This window comes from Gordonia sp. 'Campus', from assembly GCF_022206305.1.
Classification (GTDB): Bacteria; Actinomycetota; Actinomycetes; order Mycobacteriales; family Mycobacteriaceae; genus Gordonia.
Genome location: NZ_JAKOIW010000002.1, coordinates 80,456 through 100,232, shown reverse-complemented (window position 1 = coordinate 100,232; position 19,777 = coordinate 80,456). Strand labels below are relative to the sequence as shown.

Below are 19,777 nucleotides of genomic sequence, written 5' to 3'. Positions count from 1 at the left end.
AGTAGTTGGTCAGTCGACGAGGGCCGGTCACCGCAGGGTGGCCGGCCCTCATCGTCGTCTGGGGTCTGCCATTTTGTTCTGGCCCGTTCTACGAGGGCCCGTTTCTTCCGGGCCGACCGCGCCCTAGGCCGCGGCGAGACCGCCGAACGTGGCCTGGACCTGGAGCCACTGCGCGATCACCTGACACCCCGTCGACACCGGGTCGGTGACGGACGCCCGTCGGTACGGCTCCGTGGGATAACAGGTGTGCCGGCCGCCCCGGGTGTTGACCACACGAACGCCGCTGACCTTGATCACCGACGGGAGGTAGCAGCGGACCTCGCTCCAGGCCGATGCCAGTCGACGCACGTCACGACGCCACTGGGACGGCCCGACCGTGGTGCGTCGAGCATTCTGAAAACTGTTCGCGCGCAACACCGTCCACGCACTACTCCCCCACCGGCCGAGCGCCGCGAGGGTCATACCTCCGGTGAGGTCGGCGATGTCGCGAACGAACGAATCCGGCCCGGCGTTGCAGATCATGTCGTCGGTCGCTCCGACCCAGTGGACCGGTACCCCGGGCGGCAGGTCGACACCCGGGCCTGCCACACCCCAGCCGTCGCAACCGGGGACGACACCGGGCGGCTGATGCGGATCGGCAACGAGACCCACGCCGAGGATCCGGCTCGGAACGGGCGATCCGTCGGCCCACAGTTCTGTAAGCGCGGTGCGGATGACCACCGCGCCCTGCGAGTACCCCACCAGCGCCACGGGACCCGTCGTGGCGGCCAGCGCGCGGCGCAGACGGACCGCACCCGTCGCCACGCTCTGGGTGAAGCTCATACCGTCGCGGTGCGGTGCCGGTCCGTAGCTGGCGGGATAGCCGATCCATCGGCAGTCGAAACGATCGTCGAGTTCATCGGCAACCGCCGCGAGCAGACCGGTGACCTGCGTCCGGGTGTCGCCGGTGTGGGATTCACCCGTACCGCCGACCACCAGCACGGTGATCCAGGACACGCCGCCCTCAGCCGCTGCGACGGTGCTTCCTGGGGTCGGGCTCTGCTGACGTTGCTGCACATCATCCAGAGTGGCAAGACCACATGTGATCAGCCCGGGGTTACCGCTGAAAGATCACTGAGTTTCGGTTCCGCAGGACGTTCCCGCTCACGACGCCCGGGCGGGCGGCGGCTTGGCGACGTACTCGGCGGTCTCGATGATCGCGATGAAGAAGCCGCTGCCCTCGATCACATTGGCGCTGTGCACGAGACCAGCGGGGATGTAGATGCTCGCCGGCGCCTCGACCTCGTAGACCTCATCGCCGAGGGTGATCTCGTAGACGAGGTGGTCCAGAGACAGCAGGATGTTGATCTCCGGACAGTCGTGGACGTGCGGCTCGCAGTAGTCGCGCGCGGCGGCCGACACGGCTCGCATCTCGTGTGCGACCACCCGCTTCTCGGCTTCCGGGAAGATGTTCTCTCCCGCGAGTACACGCCGGGTGATCGGCGCGTCCGCGGCACCGTGGAACGGCACGTCCTTGAGCGGCGACACCTCCCCGCGCGAGATCAGTCCGGCGTGAGACCGGATGCTTTCGCTGATTGTCACACTGCCCCCTGGTTCATCCCGACCGTTCGCACGAGGAAGACCTCGCGACTCGGTTAGATGCTACTGAGGTTCGGCTAACCACACCTACCTGAGCAAGACCGGTCAGGTCTGACAGACGGGGCACCAGTACAGATTCCGGGCCTCCATCTCGGCGACCTGGACGGGCGTCCCACAGATCCGGCACGGTTCGCCGGTACGCCGATAGACATAGGTCCGCGGACGGTTCGGCGCGTAGGACGGAGCCCCGTGATCGTCCTCCGGGCGCATCACGTGGATGCGGCCGCGACGCACGCCGACCTTCATCAGGGCCACCAGGTCCGCCCACAGATCGTCGAATTCGCTTCGGAGAACACGTTTTCCGGGGCGCATCGGATCGATCCCAGCGCGGAACAGGATTTCGGCGCGATAGACGTTGCCGATGCCGGCGATGACCTTCTGGTCCATGAGCAGCGCACCGATGGGCCGTGCCGAGCGAGAGATGGCGGCCCATGCCCGCTCGGGGTCGGCGTCGCGCCGGAGAGGGTCGGGACCCAGCCGGGCCACGAGCGCCTCGAGGTCCGCGGGGTGGTAGATCTCACAGGCGGTGGGGCCCCGCAGATCGGTTCCCGCCGACGCGCCCTCGATACGCAGACGCACCTGACCCACCGGCTCTCCGAGAGGGGCGGTCAGTTCGGTGAAGGACCCGTAGAGCCCGAGATGGATGTGAACCATCTTCTCGACGCGACCGTCCCGATAACGGTGCACCAGATGTTTGCCCCATGCCTCGGCAGCGTGAAAACGCATCCCGTCCACCTCGGCGGCGCCGTCGGCGAAGCGGCCCTGGGGACTGCTCACACGAACGTCCTGCCCGCCGAACAGACGTTGCTGGCGGCGGGCGAGACGATGGAGAGTGTGACCTTCGGGCACCGGTCAGGCCGGTGCTCCCGGTACCGGCGGTGCCTGGCCGGTCCGCTCGTACTCGGCGAGGATGTCGATTCGACGCTGGTGGCGGGCCTCGTCCGACCACGGCGTCGCGATGAACGCGTCGACGATGGCCAGCGCCTCCTCGGTGGAGTGCATGCGGCCGCCGATGCCGATCAGCTGGGCGTTGTTGTGCTGGCGGGCGAGCTGCGCGGTCTCGACGCTCCACGCCAGGGCGCATCGGGCACCGGGGACCTTGTTGGCGGCGATCTGTTCGCCGTTGCCGCTGCCGCCCAGCACGATTCCCAGGCTCCCGGGGTCGGCGACGGTACGGGCGGCGGCGTCGATGCAGAACGCCGGATAGTCGTCGGCGGGGTCCATCACATGTGCCCCGCAGTCCACCACCTCGTGGCCCGTGGCCTTCAGGTGGTCGGCGATCTGGTTCTTGAGTTCGAATCCGGCATGGTCGGCACCGAGATAGACACGCATGGCGCCACTATAGATTGACAACGTGGACACGCCCCCGCCCATCCCCCGCGAGCCCGAACCGCCGGTTCCGCCCACAGCGGGCGCGAACACCGAGATCACTGCCCGGGCACTTCATGCCGCGGGCCTGCCGGCGCCGATTCCGAACGTCCCCGGTGTGGCCGACCCGCCTCCCGCCGGACCCGCCGATCCGAATCGACGATGGCTGCGGCCGGCGCACTATGCGGCTCGGCCCCGCCTGCACCCCTGGGAGATCCCCACCCTCGTCGTCGTCATCCTCGCGACGATCCTGGGATACGGGGCGGTCATCGCCCTCGTCGCGACGGGCACGCTCGATCAGCTATTGTTGGGCACGTTGGTCTTTCCGGTCCTGCTGTATGTGATCCGCGGCCTGACCTACGCCTCACCGCGGGTCAACGGCGTCCAGATGACACCGACGCAGTTCCCCGACGGACACCGCATGGTCGTCGAGGCCGCTGCCCGCTTCGGACTCGAGTACGTACCCGACGCCTACGTCGTCCTCGGCAACGGGGCGATCAACGCCTTCGCGTCCGGCCACGGCTTCCGACGGTTCGTCGTGGTGTACTCCGACCTCTTCGAGGTCGGCGGCGCCGCGCGAGATCCGCAGGCGCTCGAGTTCATCATCGGGCACGAGGTGGGTCACATCGCCGCCGGACACACGTCGTACTGGCGACAGTTGTCGACGATCGTCGGGATGAACATCCCCGTTCTGGGGGCCGCCCTGTCCCGGGCTCAGGAGTACAGCGCCGACAATTACGGCTACTACGCCCGGCCCGCCGGGGTCCCTGGCGCCATCGGTGTCCTGGCCGCGGGCAAGTACATGCTCTCGGCGGTCGACCTCGATCAGTTCGCCGACCGCGCCACCCACGAGCGCGGATTCTTTCCCTTCCTCACCAACGCGATGTCCTCGCACCCGGTACTCACCTGGCGGGCCGCAGCGCTTCGTGACCGCAGCCGACCCGGGGCGATGCTGCTGCGTCCGCGCCGGATCGTGCGAGGTGTCGGCAGCGGGAACGTGGTGGCGGTGCCACCGCCACCACATCCGGCCGGAGTCGCCCCCGGTTCGTTGCCGAACGGGATCGAACCCCCGCCGCGGTTCTGATCCGCGCACCGCATGTACCCGGGGACCTGCCGAGCGCGTCAGTCGAACTGCGGGTCCTCGTTGCGACTGCGCTTGAGCTCGAAGAAGTGCGGATAGGACGACAGGGCCAGCGCGCCGTCCCACACCCGGCCCGCGTCCTCCCCGCGAGGGATACGTGACAGGACCGGTCCGAAGAAGGCGACATCGTTGACGTGGATGGTCGGGGTACCGACGTCGTCACCGACCTTGTCCATGCCGGCGTGATGACTCTTCCGGATGGCGTCGTCGAACTCCTCGCTGTCCGCGGCTTCGGCCAGTGAGGCGTCGAGCCCGACCTCGGCGAGCGAACCCGAGATCACCTCGTCGAAGTCCTTGATGCCGTCGTTGTGGATCCGCGTGCCCATCGCCGTGTACAGCGGCGCCAGGACCTCGTCGCCTCGCTGTGCGGCTGCCGCGGCGATGACCCGCACGGGACGCCAGGCGTGCTTGAGTCCCTCGCGGTACTCCTCGGGAATGTCCTTGCCCTCGTTCAGGACGGCCAGACTCATGATGTGGAAATTCACGTCGATCGGACGGACCTGCTCGGCCTCGAGGATCCAGCGGGAGGTGATCCAGCACCACGGACACAGCGGATCGAACCAGAAGTCGACGCGATCGGTGGTCTGGGACTGCTCTGACATGAAACGTCCTCTCGAAGTCGCTGACACGATGAGTCCGGCGCCGAACCGGCGACGCCGTCGGTCGAGGTCAACATACCCCCGCGCGGAACTGTTCCCCGCGGGTCCGGAATCCCCGATGACCTGTGGACACACGCGCCCACCGGCCGTGGTGATGTGAGATGGTGCAAGGGCCGTCGACGAAGAAGGACCTGCCTCGATGCCGTCTACCCCGTCCCTCCCGGAGGAGTCGTCCCTCCGGCCCGGCGTACACGGCCGCAGCCACGGTTCCCGATCGGAGCAGATCGTCCGCGCCGCGACCAGACTCTTCCAGGACACCGGGTACCGGAACGTCGGCGTCGAGCAGATCGGCGCGGCCGTCGGCCTGACGGGTCCCGCCGTCTACCGCCACTTCCCGAGCAAACACGACATCCTGGTGCGGGCGCTGGTCACTCAGTTCGACCTCGTCGAGGGGCTCGTGACCGACGCGATCACCCGTGGCCACTCGCCTGCGGACCGGCTCTCACGGTTCCTCGACGGGATCGGCCATCTCTCGGCGCGTCACGACGTCTCCACGTTGTGGCGTCGCGAGCAACATCATCTCCAGCCCGACGAATCCGGCGTTTTACGAGACAGTTTCGTGCGTCTGAGCGACCGGGTGTCCGCGATGATCGCCGACACCCGACCGGAGGTGAGCCCGTACCAGGCCGAACTCCTCGGAGCGGCGGTGCTGAGTGTCTACGCGACCACCTCGGGGATGCGTGGTCCGCTTCCTCCGGAGCGGCTCATCGAGGTCCAGCGAGCGGTTGCCGACGCCATCATCGCCTGTGATCTGCCGTCCGGCCCCGCCGACGGGCATCCCGCACCGTCCGATCGGAGACGGCGCCGTCCGACGGCCCGCCGCGAACGCATCCTCGATGCCGCGGCGCAGCTGTTCTCCGAGCGCGGCTTCCCCGACGTGCGCATCGACGAGATCGCCCGCGCGGCCGACATCTCGGTGGCCACCCTGTATCAGGAGGTGTCCGGCAAGACCGAGGTCCTACGAGCCGTGTTGTGGCGTGGGGTGGACGGCATCATGTACGTGTCCACCCATGCGCTCGACGGTGTCTCCGATGCCGACGCCCTGGATGCGCTGATCGGCGTGTTCGTGGAGTACTCACTCGGAGTCCACGGCCGCATCATGCCCGTGTTCACCCGCGACCTGATGTACCTACCCGAGGCCGATCAGGCACGGTTGCGGGCCGGGCAACTCGACCATCGCGCACTGTGGATCGATGCGATCAGGTTCGGCGACACCGCGTTGTCACCCGCGGACGCCAACGCCCTGGCGCAGGCCCTGTTCGGGGTGACCGGTGAGGTGATCGAGTCGCCACGGCTGCGGGCGCGGGCCGGGATCGTCGCCGAGGTGACCGCGCTGGCCCGGGCCGCCCTCGCACCCGCCGGACTCGGCCGGCCCTCGCCGAGCCCATCACCTGGATAAGCTGGCCTGCGTGACTGCCCCCAACCTCACCAGAGACCAGGCCCGCGAACGCGCAGCGATTCTCGACGTGTCGAATTATCGGATCGAGCTCGACCTCACCGACGGTGCCGGCGCACCCGGCGCCGAGACCTTCCGGTCGACGACGACGGTCACGTTCTCCGCGACCGAGGGCGCCGACACCTTCATCGACCTCGTCGCGCCGACCCTGATCTCCGCGACCCTCAACGGCACCGACCTCGACGTCTCGGCTTTCGACGAATCAGTCGGCATCCCGTTGTCGGGCCTGGCCGCCGACAACACACTCACCGTCGTCGCCGACTGCGCGTACTCCAACACCGGCGAGGGCCTGCACCGGTTCGTCGACCAGTCCGATGATTCGGTGTACCTGTACTCCCAGTTCGAGACCGCCGACGCCAAGCGGATGTTCGCGTGTTTCGATCAGCCCGACCTGAAGGCGACATACACGCTGACCGTCACCGCGCCAGAGGATTGGAAAGTCATCTCCAATGCGGCGCACGAGGACTCGCCGGTGTCCGGTGGCGTGCACCGTTTCCGGGAGACCGCGTTGCTGAGCACCTACCTCGTCGCGTTGATCGCGGGCCCGTACGCCGAATGGAACGACGTCTACTCCGACGAACACGGCGACATCCCACTGGGCATCTTCTGCCGGGCATCGCTGGCCGAGCATATGGACGCCGACCGGCTCTTCGCCGAGACCAAGCAGGGTTTTGCCTTCTACCACAAGAACTTCGGCATCCCCTACCCCTTCGGCAAGTACGACCAGCTCTTCGTCCCCGAGTTCAACGCCGGCGCCATGGAGAACGCGGGAGCCGTCACGTTCCTGGAGGACTACGTCTTCCGCTCGCGCGTCACCAAGTATCTCTACGAGCGTCGCGCGGAGACCGTGCTGCACGAGATGGCGCACATGTGGTTCGGGGACCTCGTCACGATGCGGTGGTGGGACGACCTGTGGCTCAACGAGTCGTTCGCCACCTTCGCGTCGGTGCTGTGTCAGTCCGAGGCGACTGAATACACCAGTGCCTGGACCACTTTCGCCAACGTCGAGAAGTCGTGGGCGTACCGGCAGGACCAGTTGCCCTCGACCCACCCGGTCGCCGCCGACATCCCCGACATCGCGGCCGTCGAGGTCAACTTCGACGGCATCACCTACGCCAAGGGTGCGTCGGTGCTCAAGCAGCTGGTCGCCTACGTCGGCCTGGAGGATTTCCTCGCCGGCCTGCGCGACTACTTCGCCGCCCACGAGTTCGGCAACGCAACGTTCGCCGACCTGCTCGGGGCGCTGGAGAAATCGTCGGGACGCGACCTCTCCGAGTGGGGCGATCAGTGGTTGCGCACCACCGGCATCAACGTGATGCGTCCCGATTTCGAGGTCGACGCCAGCGGGGCGTTCACTCGGTTCACCATCGTCCAGGACGGCGCAGCACCGGGTGCCGGCGAGACCAGGGTCCACCGCATGCGCGTCGGCGTCTATGCCGACAAGGGTTCGGGGGCGTTGGAACAGGTGCACAGCGTCGAACTCGACGTCGAGGGTGAGCGGACCGATGTCGCCGAACTCGTCGGTGTCGGGCGCGGCGATCTGGTGCTCCTCAACGACGGCGACCTGACCTACGCCTCGATCCGGCTCGACCCCGAGTCGCTCGCCACCGCGACCGCGCGGATCGGCGACATCTCCGATCCCATGCCCCGCACCCTCGTGTGGTCGGCGGCATGGGAGATGACCCGTCAGGCGGAGATGCGCGCCCGCGACTTCGTCGAACTGGTGCAGCGCGGTATCGCCGCGGAGACCGAGATCGGTGTCGTGCAGCGGGTTCTGCTCCAGACGACCACCGCGATCGACTCCTACGCCGATCCGGAGTGGGCGGCGTCGGTGGGTCGGCCCGGATTCGGTGCCCGGATGCTGGAGCTGGCCCGCAACGCCGACGCCGGCTCCGACCATCAGCTCGCTTTCGTCAGCACCTGGCTGGGCGGCACCCTCAACGACGACGAGATCGATGTGGCGCGTGCGCTTCTCGACGGTTCCGCACCCGAGGAGCACGGGCTCGACGGACTCGCGGTCGACACCGATCTGCGGTGGAAGCTCGTGACTGCGCTCGCGACGGCCGGGGCCATCGATCCCGACTTCGCGTCGACGCCGGTCATCGACGCCGAGGCCGAGCGCGACAACACCGCCACCGGTACCCGATCGGCGGCACTGGCCCGGTCGGCCCGTCCGCTGCCCGAGGCCAAGGCCGACACGTGGACTCGGGCCGTCGAGGACGACACGTTGTCGAATGTCTACACCCGCACCATGATCGGCGGCTTCGCGCGGCCCGGGCAGTCCGGGCTCCTCGAACCGTACGTGGAGAAGTACTTCGAGATGGTGCCGAAGGTGTGGGCGCGACGGTCCAGCGAGGTCGCCCAGACCGTCGTCATCGGCCTCTACCCGAGCTGGGCCATGTCGCAGGAAGCGCTGGACCTGGCCGAGGAGTTCCTCGCCGGCGACCATCCGCCCGCACTCAAGCGGTTGATCGCCGAGGGCCGCGACGGTGTGGCGCGGTCGCTGCGGGCGCGCTCCTTCGACGCGCAGGACAGCTGACGTCGTCGGTCCGGCGCGGCTCGATGCAGCCCGCCGGACCGGCTCGACGCGTCAGCGTCGTCGCCACCGGTATCGGACCTGCGGCCGTCCCGCCGAGCCGTATTGGGTGTCTCGCTCGAGCACCTGGTCGTCGGCGAGCCGTTCGAGGTACCGCCACGCCGTGACCCGCGACGACCCCAGCGCACGCGCCACCTCGGAGGCGGTGAGACCGTCCGGACTGTCGCGGACCGCGCGGCTCACCGCATCTTCCGTCTGAGGGGCCGCCCCCTTCTTCGCTGAACGCCGGACATCGCTCGTCCGCAGTTCCGCCAACGCGCGGTCGACGTCGCGCTGACTGACCGCGTCGGCGTCGCCGGTCAGTGCGTCGCGGTAGCGCAGGTACTGCTCGACCTTCTCCCGGAACGCCGCGAACGTGAACGGCTTGAGCAGGTAGAGCAACACACCGCGGGACATCGCGCTCCGCACGGTCGCCAGGTCTCGCTGGGCCGTGATCGCGATGACGTCCGGGGCCGGACGCACACCCGACAGCGCGGAAGCCAGGTCGACGCCCCGCGCATCGGGCAGGCCGAGATCGAGCAGCACCAGGTCCACCGGCTCGGATGTCGCCAGACGCAGCGCTTCCTGGGCGGTGGACACCACCCCGACGACCTCGAATCCACCGAGCCGTGCCAGGTAGTCGCGGTGCGCCTCGGCGATGACCGGCTCGTCCTCGACGACAAGAACGCGGATCATCGAATGTCCTCCCCTGTCGCGTCGGCGCACACGCGCACCGAGACGACCGACCCGTAGGTGTTCTCGGTGTGCATCGAGCCGTGGTGGCGAGCGACGACCTGGGCCACGAGGGCGAGTCCGAGACCTCGCCCCACCTCGTCACCGCCGGCTTTGGTCGAGTATCCCCGGGTGGTGGCCAGTGCGAACTGTTCCTCGTCCATCCCGGTCCCGCTGTCGGCCACGACGATGTCGAGGGTGGCCGCGTCGCCCACCACGGTGACCTCCACCCACGGGTCGCCGGCATCGCAGGCGTCGAGCCCGTTGTCGATCAGGTTTCCCACGACGGTGATCATCTCCCCCGGGGAGAGGATCTGGGTGGCGGCGTCGCTGACCTGTGACTCCTCGGTCAGCGTCAGTTGTATCCCGCGTTCGGACGCCTGCGCGGTCTTGCCGAGCATCAGCGCGACGAGAGCCGGCTCCGCGACGGCCTGGGTCATCCGGTCGATGAGTTGCTGCGACAGTTCGAACTCCGTCGTGGCCAGCCGGACGGCGTCCGCCGGGCGACCCATCTCGACCAGCGCAACGATCGTGTGCAGCCGGTTGGCCGCCTCGTGGGCCTGCGACCGCAGCGCCTCGGCGAACCTCGTCATCGAATCGAGTTCACCCATCGCCTCGGACAGTTCGGTCCGGTCGCGGATGGTGATCACCGATGACCGACGACGCCCCGACACCGGCGAACGACTCACCAGCAGCACCCGCCCACGGTCGGCGTACAGGACATCGGTGACCTCGTCCTCGTCATCGAGGAATGCGGGGAGGTCGTCGGGCGGGGTCTCGGTCGAGATCTCGAGCAATCGCCGCGCCTCGTCGTTGACCAGTGCCGGGCGCCCGCCCTCCATCACGATCAGACCCTCCCGGACCGACCGCAGGACCGCATCATGATGGTCGTACATCAGGCGCAGTTCGCCGGGGCCCAACCCACCGGTCTGGCGCACGAGCCGTCTCCGAATCCACCACACCCCGGCGATCGCGGTGATCAGCGCGGCCAGCGCCGTCAGGCCGATCAGTGGCAGCTGACCGCGCCACGCCGAGGTGAGCGTCCGCTGGGTGATGCCGGCGGCGACCATTCCCACGATTCGTCCGTCGGGTGTGCGCACCGGGGCGATCGTGCGGATCGAGGGACCGAGCGTGCCGGTGTAGGTCTCGGTGCTGATCTGCCCGCGCAGGGCGGCGTCGATGTTGCCCAGGTAGCGTTCGCCGATCCGAGACGGGTCGGTGTGGGTGTAGCGCGTCCGATCGGGCGCCAGGATCGTGATGAAGGCGACGTCGGTCGCCGAGCGGACCCGCTCGGTCACCGGTTGGAGAACCGCGCTCGGATTCGGTGAGGTCAGCGCCGAAACGGTCGACGGCGACTCCGCCAGGCTCACCGCGACCGCGGTGACCTCGGCACGCGCCGCGCGATCCCCGTCGATCCGGGCGTCGACAGCGGCCAGGGCACTTCCCGCCGCGACCACCACGGCGATGACGGCCAGCGCGAGTGCCGCCACCTGGCCGGCCAGCGTTCGCGGATACCACCGCACCCGTTCCGACCTCGTTCCTGTCCGTGTCGCTGCTGTTGTATGTCGCTGCGGTTCGGCCGCACTGTCCGGTGTCGCTGCCGTCACGGTCGCGCGGCAGCTCCGACACGCAGTGAACGTAATGAACGCAATCGTGACCCGCGTCACCCCACCGGGTCACAATCCTAGTCACCGATGTCCCAGGTGTACGAGGAGAGAATCACCGATGAACGTTCGAGGGAGGTCCGGCGGCACGCCGGCCGAAGATGGTTCCGATCCGATCGCGACCACGACAGACGATACGACCGCGGGCCCGGCCCGCGGTAAGCGGGACCGCACACACTGGCTCTACATCGCCGTCATCATCGCGGTGGTCGCCGGTGTCGTCGTCGGCCTCGTGGCACCCGGAGTCGGCAAGGACCTCGGCGTGCTGGGCACGATGTTCGTCAGCCTGATCAAGATGATGATCGCGCCGGTCATCTTCTGCACGATCGTGCTGGGCATCGGCTCGGTCCGCAAGGCCGCGACCGTCGGGAAGGTCGGAGGCCTGGCCTTCGCCTACTTCCTCGTGATGTCGACGGTTGCACTCGCGATCGGCCTGGTCGTCGGCAACATCATCCAGCCCGGCGATGGCCTCAACGTCGACGCGATGTCGGGCAAGGGTGCCGAACTGGCCGAGGACGCGCACGAATCGGGCGGAACCCTCGACTTCATCCAGGGCATCATCCCCGAGTCCATGCTCTCCGCGCTGACCGCGGGAAGCGTCCTGCAGGCCCTGTTCGTCGCCTTGCTGGTGGGCTTTGCGATCCAGGCCATGGGCCGCACCGGGGAGCCGATCCTCACCGCGGTCTCGTACTTCCAGAAGCTCGTCTTCAAGGTTTTGACGATGGTGCTCTGGGTGGCACCGATCGGCGCGTTCGGCGCCATCGCCAACGTGGTCGGACAGACCGGCTGGGCGGCGGTCCAGCAGCTGCTCACGCTGATGCTCGCGTTCTACCTCACCTGCCTGGTCTTCGTCTTCGGCGTGCTCGGCGTGCTGCTGCGGACGGTCGCCGGGGTCTCGATCTTCCGCCTGGTGCGCTACCTCGCCCGTGAGTACCTGCTGATCTTCGCCACCTCGTCGTCGGAATCGGCGCTCCCCCGCCTGATCGCGAAGATGGAGCATCTAGGCGTCGAGAAGACGACCGTCGGCGTCGTGGTTCCGACCGGCTACTCGTTCAACCTCGACGGCACCGCGATCTACCTCACGATGGCGTCGATCTTCATCGCCGATGCCATGGGCGATCCGCTGTCGGTCGGCGAGCAGATCGGTCTGCTGGCGTTCATGATCATCGCGTCGAAGGGCGCGGCCGGAGTCAGCGGCGCCGGGCTGGCCACGCTCGCCGGCGGACTGCAGGCCCATCGGCCGGAGATGCTCGACGGCGTGGGACTGATCGTGGGCATCGACCGGTTCATGTCGGAGGCCCGCGCGGTCACGAACTTCTCCGGGAACGCCGTCGCGACCCTCCTGGTCGGGTCGTGGACGAGCACGGTCGACAAGCAGCGCGTCGACGACGTCCTCTCCGGACACGATCCCTTCGACGAGACCAACATGGTCGACGACGATCTGGACCCGCAGGACAGCGGTACGCGAGAGAAGGCGCTCACCCACTGAGCGACACGACCCGGAAACGACGAGGCCGCCCCACCGGAAAGGTGGGGCGGCCTCGTGGTCGTGCTGTCTTGTGGTGCGCTGTCGGGCGCTGGGGCGGTTCAGCCGCCGGCGGCCGCTGTGGCCATCACGCGCAGCGACGCGATGAGCCCGTCGACCAGGTGGCCCTGACGGAATCCGGTGACCGCTGCGGTCACGCCGAGTGCGGCGACCCGGTCGTTGACCCGGCTGGACACCTTGCTGCCGGAGACGATGACGACGTCGCGGGAGTTCGGCGAGACGGCGATGAGCGTGCCGTAGGCCGGCTCGGGCGACTTCGCGAGGATGTCGCGGGCGCTGCCCTCGAGGTCCTCGCCGAGGTCACCGATGTACACCGAGAAGCGGACGAGCGCCTTCTCACTGGCGGCCTTCAGCGTGTCATCGAGTGCGATCAGATCGCGCTTGCTGAAGGGCGGTGTCGTCGGCGCGTCACCCGGGTAACGGGCCGCGGAGATCCGACCGCTGTTGGTGATGACCGAGCCCAGCGGGAGTTCGGCGGCCGAGCGGGCCGCGACCTCTGCGCTCACGTTCGCGTGTGTAACCTCACCACTTGCCACTGGCCGAGCTCCCATCCACATCGCCGGGTTCCGCATGTTGCGGCAATGCCATCGGCTCGATGTCCGTGGCACTGAAGAGAAGCGGTGCATGCTCCCACTGCTGGTCGAGGGTGTACTCGTCGACCTTCGGGTACTTGACCCCCGAGGAGAACACCATCGCGACAACACAGAGCAGCACGAAGAGCACCGTCACGATCGTGACTGGCACTCCGATGGGGACGATCAGGCTGTCGACGTCCATGTCACCCTTTCGATGGTCGCGCCGGACCCGCGCTGTTGTCGGCGCAGGTCATCGTTGATCAATCTAACGCACCGGAGGCCTCCCGGGACATCGACCCCTACAGCGCGTCGTAGACGCCTCCGGCGTGGCGTCGTAGACGCCTCCGGCGCGGCGTCGTAGACGCCCACGTTGAGAGGCGGCCCGACGATGAGGACAATGGAGAAGGTGACTGGCGAACCCGGCAACGCACCCGCGGCATCATCGGCACCGGAGACCCCGGCGCGCACCTTCTACGACGAGGTCGGTGGTGCCGAGACCTTCCGGCGGCTCACCGCGGTGTTCTATCGCGAGGTGGCCGAGGACGAGGTGCTCCGGCCGCTCTATCCCGAGGAAGACCTGGGGCCGGCCGAACGCCGGATGCGCATGTTCCTCGAACAGTACTGGGGCGGACCACGAACCTACTCCGACGAGCGGGGCCATCCCCGGCTCCGCATGCGGCACAACCCGTTCCGAGTCGGCCCCATCGAACGAGACGCCTGGCTGCGGTGCATGCACACCGCGATCGCCTCCATCGACGAGGAGACCCTCGACCCGCCACATCGCAAGGCGCTCACCGACTACATGGAGATGGCCGCGCAGTCGATGATGAATTCGCCGATCTGAGACCCTTTCTCGTCCGACACGCCGGACGACTCGCCGACTGACCTGGATTTCTCTACGAAAACTCAGGTAGGGCACAATGACCACGGTGAGCGATGAGACACCCGATGATGTCCCCGCCGCGCCATCTGACGGGGGTCAGCCAGACGGCGCGCACACCGGCGCCGAGGTGACGGATCCGGCGGCGGTGACCGCTGCCGACGACGCGGAGAGCGGCGACGACGCAACGGACGCGGACACCATCGCGGACTCGGACGATCCGGCCGACCCGGACACCGACCTCCCGCAGACCGAACTCCCCGACGGCGAGCGTGCAGACCCCGAAATCACAGACCCCGAACTCGTAGATTCCGAGCCCGCGGACACCGAACCTGCAGATGCCGGGTCGGCCGACATGGCGATCGGTGACGCGACAACCCGGCCCGTCGTACCGCAACTCGACCCCACCGACGAGACCTGGTGGAAGTCCGCGGTGTTCTACCAGATCTACCCGCGCTCGTTCTCCGATCTCGACGGCGACGGTGTCGGTGACCTCGCCGGGGTCATCGACAAGCTCGGCTACCTCGAACTCCTGGGCATCGACGCGCTGTGGTTGAGCCCGATCATGGCCTCCCCGATGGCCGATCACGGCTACGACGTCTCCGACCCTCGCGACATCGACCCGCTCTTCGGCGATCTCGACGTCTTCGACGAGTTGATCGCGGAGGCACACGAACGAGACATCCGCGTGACGATGGATCTCGTCCCCAACCACACGAGTGATCGACACGAGTGGTTCCAGGCCGCCCTCGCGGCCCCGCCCGGCAGCCCCGAGCGAGCGCGCTACATCTTCCGCGACGGTGTCGGGGAGAACGGCGACGAGCCGCCCAACAACTGGCACAGCATCTTCGGCGGCCCGGCCTGGACCCGCGTGACCGAGGCCGACGGTTCGCCCGGCCAGTGGTATCTGCACATCTTCGCCAGGGAACAACCGGACCTGAACTGGGAGAACCCCGACGTCTGGGCTGATCTGGAGAAGACCCTCCGATTCTGGCTCGACCGGGGTGTCGACGGCTTCCGCATCGATGTCGCCCACGGCATGGCCAAACCCGCCGAGTTGCCGGACATGGATCTCTCGTCGACCAAGCTGCTGCAGAACTCCGACGACGACCCGCGCTTCAACAACTATGCGGTGCACGACATCCACCGCAAGATCCGCAAGGTGCTCGACGAGTACCCCGGTGCCGCGAACGTCGGTGAGATCTGGGTCAGTGACAACGAACGATTCGCCGAATACCTGCGACCCGACGAACTGCACCTCGGTTTCAACTTCCGACTCGCGAAGGCACCGTTCGAATCCGGAGCGATCCGGGAGGCGATCGAGAACTCACTCGACGCGGTCCTGTCGGTGTCGGGAACCCCGACGTGGACGCTGTCCAATCACGACGTCGCCCGCGAGGTGACGCGATATGCCGTTGCCGATCCGGAGACGGGAGTTCTCGACCTCGATCGCGGCACCCGCCGGGCGCGCGCCATGCTCGTGGTCGAGATGGCGCTGCCCGGAACGGTTTTCCTCTACAACGGTGCCGAGCTCGGCCTGCCCAACGTCGACGATCTCCCCGACGAGGCACTGCAGGACCCGGTCTGGGAGCGGTCCGGTCGGACCGAACGCGGACGCGACGGCTGCCGGGTCCCGCTGCCCTGGGAGGGCACCGACCCGCCGTTCGGTTTCAGCACGTCTGCCGACACCTGGCTGCCGATGCCGGCGTCGTGGGCCACCTTGACCGTGGAGGCTCAGCTCGAGGACGTCGGGTCCATGTTGTCGCTCTACCGCGCTGCGATCGAATTGCGCATGGAACGACCGGAATTCGCGGGCGACCACATCGAGTGGTACGGGGCCCCCGAGGGTTGTCTGGCGTTCCGTCGATCCGGCGGCAGGCTGATCTGCGCGCTCAACGCCGGCGAGGTGCCCGTACCGCTTCCCCCGGGCGAATTGCTGCTCGTCAGTTCACCTCTCGTCGACGGCATGCTGGCCCCGGATTCCGCGGCCTGGCTGGTCTGAAGCGCCGACGGGGCGTCCGCGATCGGTCAGAGGACGGTGACCGCGAGATCGCGGTGCCGTCGCTGATACACCGACCCGTACCGCGCGTCGACTCGAATCCACGCCGCGGACATGCGGATTCGTACCGGTTCGTCCGGGGCAACGGCATCGGCGTCCGAGGTCTCGGTCACCGCGCGGCCGTTCGCGTCCCGGATGAATCCCATTCCGGTGAGCGCGAACACCGACCGCATCGTGACCGCCGCCGTGAACGCACCGTCGTCGGTGGACACCTCCAGGACATCCTGGTCGAGCAATCCGGTCGCGGGCCCGTGGGCGCTCCCCTCGTCACGGGCCACACGCGCGCCGTCACGGGCGAGGGCGATGACGCTGCGCGCGGGGACGTCGTCGATGTGCCGGAACCCGACCGTCGCGGGAAGTGCACCGCGCCAAGCACTGTCGAGCGAGAACCCGGGATCCACCGGTTCGCCGGGGATGCCCGAGCCGAGGGCCGCATGCAGGGCCGACGCGTCGCACACCACGTCGCGGGGAGCCACCGAACCGGACACCGCCCGCGTGGCCAGCACCTCGAATCCGGTGTGGGTCCAGAGAGCGATCAGGCCGTCGGCACGCGCGACCACCCGTACGACGGCCGCGTCGTCGAGTCGCACCGCGTGGGCGAGGAAGGCCGTCGCATTGGACAGGTCGGACGCCGCTACCGCGACATGGCGTTCCATCAGGGTCGTCCGCGTTGCGACGGAACGGACTGCGCGTCGGCCCGCCGGAATCCCGCGAGGTAGTCCTTCTGTTCCGGCGTCAGCCGCGCGATGCGTTGCGCCGCGACATCGAAGGCGACGAGCTGGGTGCTCGCCACGACAGCGGGCCGCGACGCCGGGTCGGCTCCCGCCGCCCGCACCTCGTACCCCACCGTGAAGTCGACGGCACGCAAGCGCTGGACGTACATCGTGACCTCGATCGGCCCTTCGGAATGCCGGAGTTGCGCTTGATATTTCACATGCAGGTCACTGACGAGGCAACCATCACGCAGGGGCGCGGTGGGTCGTCCGTCGTAGAACAGCCACGGGATGCGGGCCTCTTCCAGCAGGGTGACCATCCGCGCATGGTTGATGTGCGCGTAGACGTCCATGTCCGACCAGCGCACGGGCACCTTCACCAGATAACCGTCGGCGGTGGTCGTACCGGCATCCTCGTTCAGCACGTGAGTCATCCCCTGTCTGGTAGGACTGGCCGGCCGGTCCCGGATGGCCGGCCCGGTCCAACCCTACGCACCGTCACTCGGGGTCAGGCAGGCGCGATCTCCACGGGCAGACCGTTGAGCACGACCGTTCCGGACAGCGGATCCAGCACTGTCCCGTCGTTCAGGTCGTTCACGTTGACCCCGGGGTCGGCGGTGGCGACGCTCAGCTGGATGCCGTCGGCGTCATGACCCCAGCCGTGCGGCAGTGATGCGACGCCGGGCCGGATGTCGGAGGTGATCTCGACGGGCACCGTCAGCGATCCGCCCGAGCCGCGGATCTTGGCGACATCGGAGATCCCGAGTCGATCCGCGTCGTCGGGGTGCATGAGCAGCGTGCAGCGGTTGGTTCCGCCGGTCAACGCCGGGAGATTGTGCATCCAGCTGTTGTTGGACCGCAGATGGCGCCGGCCGACGAGGAGTAGACGACCCTCGGCGCCCACGTCCTCCCCACCGGCGTCGAGTGCGGACCGTAGGCGCTCGAGGTCGCCGATGAGCGGATCGGGCGCGAGTTCGACCTTGCCCGACGCGGTCCGCACCACGCCGGGCAGGCGGGGTCGCATCGGTCCCAGGTCGATGCCGTGCGGCGCGGCGAGCAGATCGGCGAAGGTGAGGCCGTCGCGGGTTCCGAACGCATCGCCGTACGCGCCGAGTCGCAACTGCATGTCCAGCCGCCGCTGGTGACCGGGCGCCTCGGGCAGCATGGCGATCAGCGACTCCACGGCGCGGCCCGCGACCGGTGAGTGCGGGTCGGTCACCTCCTTCGACAGGGTCGCGCCGATCACCTGTTCGTCGACGAGGCCGGGATCGGCGCCGACCCCGGCTCCGGAGAGGCCGAGGATCAGCCGGGCCACGATCTCGATCTCGTCGGGGCGCCCGGGCGCGAGCGGCAGCACGGGTGGTGAGTAGCGGGCCGTGGCGCGGACCGCCAGATTGTTCAGGATCGCGTCGAAGTGGGGACTCTGCGACGGGCGCGGCGGCGGCAGGATGACGTGTGCGTGCCGCGTGGTCTCGTTCAGGTACGGGTCGACGCAGACCACGAAATCCGCCTCGTCGAGTGCACGTCCCAGACGTCCGCCGTTGGGCGCGGACAGGACGGGGTTGCCCGAGACCGTCACGAGGGCACGGAGTCGTCCGTCCCCCGGGGTCTCGAATTCCTCGGCCATCGCGACCGCGGGTAGCTCGCCGCCCACCTCGGCGTGGCCGGACACCCGGCTGCGCCACCGTCCGGTGCGGAATCCGCGGCCGGCGCGCGGCGGACGCGGCGACGGTGCCGTCGGCGCCAGCGGGAACATGACTCCACCGGGCCGGTCGTAGTTGCCGGTCAGGATGTTCACGACGTCGATCAGCCAGCTGCCGAGTGTGCCGAATTCCACTGTGGTGGTACCCATCCGGCCGTAGACCGCCGTGGTCGGCGACCCGGCGATCGATCGTGCGAGCGCCCGGATGTCCTCGGCAGGGATTCCGCAGTACGGGGCGACGCGTTCGGAGGTGAGGTCGCCCAGCTCGCGTCGCACCTCGTCGACGCCGATGACGTGCGCGGCGATGCCCCCGAGGTCGTCGGCGACGAGTCCCTCCTCGAAGAGACACTGCACGACCCCGCACAGCAGCGCGGCGTCGGTGCCCGGTCGCGGTGCGAGGTGGGTGTCGGCGAGTCTCGCCGTCCGGGTGCGGGCCGGGTCTATCACGGTGAGGCGGCCGCCGCGCCGGCGCAGCGCGGCGAGCTTGCCCGGGAAGTCGGCCGCGGTCGTCACGCTCCCGTTGGACACCACCGGATTCGCGCCGATGACGACGAGATGATCCGTGCGATCGAGATCCGGGACCGCGAAGGTGCCCGCGTGACCGACGAGATAGCCCGTGGCCGCTTGCTTGGGCATCTGATCGAGGGTGCTGGCGCTGAACACGTTGCGGGTTCCGAGGGCACGGATGAGCAGCGGTGCGTACATCGTGCCCGCGACCGTGTGCGCCGAGGGATTCCCGAGGTAGAAGCCCACCGCCGGGCCGCCATGGGCTGCGATCACTTCCGTCAGTCCGTCGACGGCCTCGGTCAGGGCCGTGTCCCAGTCGGTCTCGACCAGGCGTCCGTCGCGCCGGACGAGTGGCCGGTCGAGCCGGTCCGGGTCGTTGTCCAGCTGAGCCAGGCTCGCCCCCTTGGGGCAGATGTATCCGTGACTGAAGACGTCCTCGGAGTCCCCGCGGGCGCCCGTGACACGTTCTCGTCCGGTGTCGGGATCGTGATCGACGACGAGCGAGAGACCGCAGGTCGCCTCGCAGAGCGGACAGATTCGTGGTGCCGTGCGGGTCATGGTG

At 68.4% G+C, this 19,777-nt stretch carries 18 protein-coding genes; 6 read left to right on the top strand and 12 right to left on the bottom strand.

The genetic code is table 11. The features are described 5' to 3' along the window. Positions 1–123: 123 nt before the first annotated feature. The 4 genes from MAY35_RS02470 to MAY35_RS02455 all read right to left on the bottom strand — a co-directional run bounded on the left by MAY35_RS02470 (position 124) and on the right by MAY35_RS02455 (position 2,970). Positions 124–996, bottom strand: a complete 873-nt coding sequence (locus MAY35_RS02470) for a PE-PPE domain-containing protein (RefSeq protein ID WP_238419054.1) — start codon at positions 994–996, stop codon at positions 124–126. A gap of 147 nt (positions 997–1,143) precedes the next feature. After that, the gene (locus tag MAY35_RS02465; RefSeq protein ID WP_238419053.1) at positions 1,144–1,581 is read right to left on the bottom strand and encodes a homocitrate synthase; all 438 of its coding nucleotides are present in this window, start codon (positions 1,579–1,581) and stop codon (positions 1,144–1,146) included. Positions 1,582–1,683: 102 nt separating this feature from the next. Beyond that, positions 1,684–2,487 (bottom strand): DNA-formamidopyrimidine glycosylase family protein, encoded by an 804-nt coding sequence (locus tag MAY35_RS02460; protein ID WP_238419052.1) that lies wholly within the window; start codon positions 2,485–2,487, stop codon positions 1,684–1,686. 3 nt (positions 2,488–2,490) lie between these two features. Further along, complete coding sequence (locus MAY35_RS02455; protein ID WP_238419051.1) at positions 2,491–2,970, bottom strand: ribose-5-phosphate isomerase; 480 nt, start codon at positions 2,968–2,970, stop codon at positions 2,491–2,493. 94 nt (positions 2,971–3,064) lie between these two features. On the opposite strand from MAY35_RS02455, the gene MAY35_RS02450 reads away from it, so the two are divergent. Further along, on the top strand, positions 3,065–4,090 hold the full coding sequence (locus MAY35_RS02450; RefSeq protein WP_238419342.1) for a M48 family metallopeptidase: 1,026 nt from the start codon (positions 3,065–3,067) through the stop codon (positions 4,088–4,090). A gap of 38 nt (positions 4,091–4,128) precedes the next feature. On the opposite strand, the gene MAY35_RS02445 is transcribed toward MAY35_RS02450, so the two are convergent. Then, positions 4,129–4,749 carry a DsbA family protein gene (locus MAY35_RS02445; RefSeq protein ID WP_238419050.1) on the bottom strand — a complete coding sequence of 207 codons (621 nt, stop codon included), beginning with the start codon at positions 4,747–4,749 and terminating at the stop codon, positions 4,129–4,131. Between the two features lie 196 nt (positions 4,750–4,945). On the opposite strand from MAY35_RS02445, the gene MAY35_RS02440 reads away from it, so the two are divergent. Then, positions 4,946–6,205, top strand: coding sequence for a TetR/AcrR family transcriptional regulator (locus tag MAY35_RS02440; protein WP_238419049.1), 1,260 nt, complete (start codon positions 4,946–4,948; stop codon positions 6,203–6,205). Between the two features lie 10 nt (positions 6,206–6,215). Then, positions 6,216–8,801 (top strand): aminopeptidase N, encoded by a 2,586-nt coding sequence (gene pepN, locus MAY35_RS02435; RefSeq protein ID WP_238419048.1) that lies wholly within the window; start codon positions 6,216–6,218, stop codon positions 8,799–8,801. A 51-nt stretch (positions 8,802–8,852) separates the two neighbouring features. On the opposite strand, the gene MAY35_RS02430 is transcribed toward pepN, so the two are convergent. Next, positions 8,853–9,533 (bottom strand): response regulator, encoded by a 681-nt coding sequence (locus tag MAY35_RS02430; RefSeq protein ID WP_238419047.1) that lies wholly within the window; start codon positions 9,531–9,533, stop codon positions 8,853–8,855. Next, positions 9,530–11,092, bottom strand: a complete 1,563-nt coding sequence (locus MAY35_RS02425) for an ATP-binding protein (RefSeq protein ID WP_238419046.1) — start codon at positions 11,090–11,092, stop codon at positions 9,530–9,532. Before MAY35_RS02425 ends, MAY35_RS02430 begins: the two co-directional genes overlap by 4 nt. 202 nt (positions 11,093–11,294) lie before the next feature. Here MAY35_RS02425 and MAY35_RS02420 point away from each other — a divergent pair, with 202 nt between their 5' ends. Next, entirely contained in the window at positions 11,295–12,722 is a 1,428-nt protein-coding gene (locus MAY35_RS02420) for a cation:dicarboxylate symporter family transporter (protein ID WP_238419045.1), read from the top strand. A 98-nt stretch (positions 12,723–12,820) separates the two neighbouring features. Here the strand turns inward: MAY35_RS02420 and MAY35_RS02415 are convergent, their stop codons facing one another. Beyond that, on the bottom strand, positions 12,821–13,315 hold the full coding sequence (locus tag MAY35_RS02415) for a DUF5130 domain-containing protein (protein ID WP_238419044.1): 495 nt from the start codon (positions 13,313–13,315) through the stop codon (positions 12,821–12,823). Beyond that, a complete protein-coding gene (locus MAY35_RS02410) occupies positions 13,302–13,556 on the bottom strand; it encodes a hypothetical protein (protein ID WP_238419043.1) in 255 nt (84 codons plus the stop codon). The genes MAY35_RS02415 and MAY35_RS02410 overlap by 14 nt, the downstream gene beginning before the upstream one ends. A 195-nt stretch (positions 13,557–13,751) precedes the next feature. Here MAY35_RS02410 and MAY35_RS02405 point away from each other — a divergent pair, with 195 nt between their 5' ends. Both MAY35_RS02405 and MAY35_RS02400 read left to right on the top strand, forming a co-directional pair. Further along, entirely contained in the window at positions 13,752–14,198 is a 447-nt protein-coding gene (locus MAY35_RS02405; RefSeq protein WP_238419042.1) for a globin, read from the top strand. 76 nt (positions 14,199–14,274) lie between these two features. Further along, on the top strand, positions 14,275–16,236 hold the full coding sequence (locus MAY35_RS02400; RefSeq protein ID WP_238419041.1) for a glycoside hydrolase family 13 protein: 1,962 nt from the start codon (positions 14,275–14,277) through the stop codon (positions 16,234–16,236). A gap of 26 nt (positions 16,237–16,262) precedes the next feature. Here MAY35_RS02400 and MAY35_RS02395 read toward each other — a convergent pair whose 3' ends face one another. The 3 genes from MAY35_RS02395 to MAY35_RS02385 form a co-directional block, all read right to left on the bottom strand. Then, complete coding sequence (locus MAY35_RS02395; RefSeq protein WP_238419040.1) at positions 16,263–16,949, bottom strand: hypothetical protein; 687 nt, start codon at positions 16,947–16,949, stop codon at positions 16,263–16,265. Continuing rightward, positions 16,949–17,440, bottom strand: coding sequence for a thioesterase family protein (locus MAY35_RS02390; RefSeq protein WP_238419039.1), 492 nt, complete (start codon positions 17,438–17,440; stop codon positions 16,949–16,951). Before MAY35_RS02390 ends, MAY35_RS02395 begins: the two co-directional genes overlap by 1 nt. 74 nt (positions 17,441–17,514) lie before the next feature. Continuing rightward, positions 17,515–19,773 carry a molybdopterin-dependent oxidoreductase gene (locus MAY35_RS02385; protein ID WP_238419038.1) on the bottom strand — a complete coding sequence of 753 codons (2,259 nt, stop codon included), beginning with the start codon at positions 19,771–19,773 and terminating at the stop codon, positions 17,515–17,517. Positions 19,774–19,777 lie beyond the last annotated feature (4 nt).